This is a genomic window from Cupriavidus sp. WS, from assembly GCF_000395345.1.
Taxonomy (GTDB): domain Bacteria; phylum Pseudomonadota; class Gammaproteobacteria; order Burkholderiales; family Burkholderiaceae; genus Cupriavidus; species Cupriavidus basilensis_B.
In genome coordinates, this window is record NZ_AQPL01000198.1 from 1 (window position 1) to 3,811 (window position 3,811).

Genomic DNA, 3,811 nt, shown 5'->3' on the forward strand with positions numbered 1-3,811 from the left:
ACCGCCGATCCGCTGGCCGTGGTTTTCGTCCCGTCGACCGAGACTTCGACACGCTCGACACAGCAGTCGATTGCCTCGAATTCGTTCGTGGCATCGTTCCAAAAGACCACGAGCGAAGGCGCATACACCACCATCGGCCCGGACACAAACAGCCTGATCTCGCTGTCCACCGGCAAGGTTGTCGATGTTTCCGGTAATGGTGAGTATGCGATCGGCCGGTGGACCGACGGTTCGAGTACCATCCTCGGTAGCATCAACAGCAACCAAGGCGCGCACTATGTTGTCGGCAAGCCCCTGGCACTCAACGCGGACTTCAGCGGCGCGCCCACGGTCAAGGCGAATTGCTCGGCTATCGCGGCCACGTCGCCAACGGCAAGCAGCGGCAACTTTGCCCCGGGCAAATTGAACTCCGCCACCGGTGTGATTGGCATTACTTTCCCCGGAATCGAGACTCTGACGCTCGACGTCGCGGTCGGATCGGATGCGCATGCGACCGCCACGATTACGGGCACCCTGCTGTATGGTGTCGGCTCAGCATCGGGGGTTCTCTATCACGTCCAAGCACTCGGTAGCAATCCGAAGAACCCCCTCGTTGCCCTCGGCTACTCGATGCCCACACCTACGAGCGGAGACGTCTCGGGCGTCGTTGTTCTGAAGTGCACCAGCCAGACTGGCCCGGTCTGAGTTAGTGTTGAAGAGCTGGCGTTGCCGGTTCTCCGCCTAGCCGCCATTTCCGCCAGGATTCGACAAATAGCCCGTCGAAGTCGGAATAAACTCGGTGCCAGGATTGCACGCCCAGGCACCCGTTGGACCTTGTTGCCCTGGGGCGCCCGCCTTTGTCACGCAAATGCCCACATAGCAATAGTTGCTGCAAACGGTCGCTCCGCTAACCACGACGCCATCAGCTATTGCCGACGTCCCGCTACCGAGTCGCCATACGCCGTATTGGCAAGACAAGACGCGCCCAGCAGCATCAGATCGGATCGACCCCTGTGGGTCTCCGCACCATTGCCCTTCGGAGACGGTCTGTCCTCCCCCAGTCGATGGAACTAGTGCCCCGGCAGCAACCAAATAGCCACTCGTCGTTATCGATCCACCGCTGTTGATCGCCCCGTTAGATTGTACGCCCCCCGCGGTCAGCGTACTGCCGACGAAGGCTTGCCCGACAATATTCGCACTGCCGTTCGATTGAACATAGTTCCCGTACACAGCGTTCGCACTGGCGTTGCCCGCAATCGAAGCATCTCCGGCGGAGCGCAGCGTGCCGCCGCTGACCTGGCCGGCCGCGGCCACATTGCCGTTTGCGGAGACGGAGCCATTCGACTGGAAGTTGCCCACCCGGTTCATCGCCTGGTTGTTGGCGTCCATCGGACCCTGGAGGTTCAGCGAGCCGTCGCGTTTGTAGAATTGGTTCATGCTCTGCGCCAGCAGCGAGCTATTTCCCACCCGCATCATGAGCACACCCGCTGGACCACCCGGAAGGGGATTCGGCGCGCTCCAGCTGGCGGCCATCCCCGTGACCACAGTCGGCGACTCGGCATACGAGGTGCCGGCGTCGACGCCAGCGGTCTCGACGGCCAGCGTCATATGGTCGGTTCGAATGTTCCCCGCCGTGTCCCGATACGCCGTCGTCGAATACAGACGGCCGGGGATTGTGCAACCCGTGATATCGCCCGCGCAGTTCGTCGGCGTCAGGTCGATGGCGAAGCTCAGGCCGAGCGGACTCTTCTCGCTGTAGCCGATCGGCAGAAGCTTGAGGTTGATGAAGTCCTGAATCGTGGGGTGCAACGGATTGGGGACAACCGCGGACACGCTGCCGACGTTCAGGGTGGCCGGGCCGGCCGGGCTCGCGGCAAGCGCGGTGAAATTGTCGAACGTGTAGGTGTTCGCCGCGCTGGCCATGTTGGCCATGTACTGACCGGTCCCCATTGCTAGGGCCTCGTCGATGGCCTTATTTGCGGTCGAAATCGTCGTGGCCAAGGCGATGGACGACACGATGAGCGTAAAAGACATATCCGTGAGCAGCACGGCCAGCTCCTATGGAAATGCCCGACCGAGTGGCCGGGCAGGTGTGGTCTTGCGACGAACCATTATCGAATGCACGGGCGCAGCTCCGGCGCCCGAAAGCTCGCCAATTCAGCCCCTCTTTCGATCGATCAGGACGTGAACAGGTCGATGGTGTTGCTGCCGCCCGAGCAGGCGACCTTGCTCGGGTCAATCATCCCGCCCACGGCCTTGATGATGGCGTTGTTCACCAAGATCTTGCCGGCGCTGGCCTGGTAGGAACCCACGATCGACACACATGCCGCGTCCGGCTGGTTGGGGATCGTCCATTGCAGCGAGTCGTTCGCACTGAGCAGCTGCGCCGAGGCGACCGTCAACGTGCCGCCGCCGGGCTGAATGATCACCCGGCCGCTGGCCTCGGTCATCGTCGTCAGGTCGCGGAAGATGCCGTTGCCGATCAGACCTGCCATCGTCACCTTGTCGTACTGGCCGCGATAGGAGGTCTTCACTTTGCCGATCACACTGTTGAGCTCGGTCGTCAGTTGCTGGACCTGCGAATCGGTCTGGTTGCGCGAGAAGTAGACCAGGCCGGCCAGCAGCGCCAGGCCGGCCAGCAGCAGATAGAAACCGTAGTCATCGAGTACCCCGCCCCACTGCCGGCGTGTCCTCTTATTGCGCTGCCCTTCCTTCATCACCGCGACATTGAGCGTCGCCGCGGTTGCGTGATCCGGCGCGCTGCCGTTGAACTTTTCGTCTTCCGGCGTGCAAGCTTGCTTCGTGTGTGCCATGTTTGGTTCTCCAGGGTTAGGGGTGAATGGCGGGGGTGGAAGGGGCGCCCACGTATCCAGACATCTTCTGGATACGGGAATAGGTCTTCACTTCATCGATCATGAACGCGGGCATATAGGCGAGCGCGACCATCACGCCAATGAGCAGAAAGCTTGCGCGGCGGTTGAATCGCCCGGCCTTAGCCTGCATCTCGCGCGGCGTGCTCTTAAGCATTGCCTTGTAGACGGTTTCAAGCATCTTCGAAAGGTTGCTCTCGTACTCGGCAACGTCCTGAATCCGGAAGCTGGTCGCCTTATCGAACAAGCCTGTATCGAAGACCTTGCCGCCCTCATTCGGCGAGTATTCGAGGTTGAGCAGCATCCGGTCAACGTGATATGCGAGATACGGATATGCGGTCGAGCGGATCAGTTCCAGGGCCTGCGTGAGGTTGCGCGCGTCCGTGCCGAACTTCCGCGTCGACGACGCCATTGCCGCGAGGAACTGCGCCCCGTGGAAGCGTCGGAAGAAATCGAACGCGATGACCTTTCGGTCCAGCCAAGCGCGGTACCGACCCGTGTAGCGCGTCAGCGCTCGCGCGATCCAGTACAGAACGCCGGCCTCGATCAAGAGAACCGCCCATCCCCAGTGTCGAATGAAGGCCGATCCATAGTGGTACGCCGATGCGAGCGGGCCATAGTTCTCGACCCGTAGGTTCGCCGCGAACGCCTTGTCCAGCACCGGAGAGATCACGAATGCGAGGAGCGCAAGGAATGCATGGAGGATCACCAACGTTACGCCGACGCTGAAAAGCGTCGACACGATGCCTGTCTTTGCATCGTCAAGCGCAATCAGATTCTCCGAGAGCGCATACAGCCCTTCCCGAATGTCCCCGCCCTGTTCGGCGACCGCGAGAATCGGAATGTCCTCGTCCGGCACCGTGCCGCGGAAGATCTCCGACAGACGGGCTTGCTGAGCTTCACCATGCCAGCCCTCCCAACGAGCGAGCCAATGCGCGGCGAGCCGCCCAAGCGGCTCGCCC

The 3,811-nt window shown here is 61.6% G+C and carries 4 protein-coding genes; 1 reads left to right on the forward strand and 3 read right to left on the reverse strand.

Translation table 11 applies throughout. From position 1 onward, the window contains the following. The coding region (locus K206_RS43735) for a hypothetical protein (protein ID WP_020203496.1) at positions 1–684 on the forward strand (684 nt) is incomplete at its 5' end. Positions 685–720: 36 nt separating this feature from the next. Here K206_RS43735 and K206_RS0116495 read toward each other — a convergent pair. The 3 genes from K206_RS0116495 to K206_RS43740 form a co-directional block, all read right to left on the reverse strand. Then, the gene (locus K206_RS0116495; protein WP_020203497.1) at positions 721–2,028 is read right to left on the reverse strand and encodes a hypothetical protein; all 1,308 of its coding nucleotides are present in this window, start codon (positions 2,026–2,028) and stop codon (positions 721–723) included. Positions 2,029–2,156: 128 nt separating this feature from the next. Next, complete coding sequence (locus tag K206_RS0116500) at positions 2,157–2,792, reverse strand: type 4 pilus major pilin (RefSeq protein ID WP_020203498.1); 636 nt, start codon at positions 2,790–2,792, stop codon at positions 2,157–2,159. 16 nt (positions 2,793–2,808) lie between these two features. Continuing rightward, positions 2,809–3,811: hypothetical protein (locus K206_RS43740; protein ID WP_020203499.1), on the reverse strand; the 1,003-nt coding region annotated here is incomplete at its 5' end.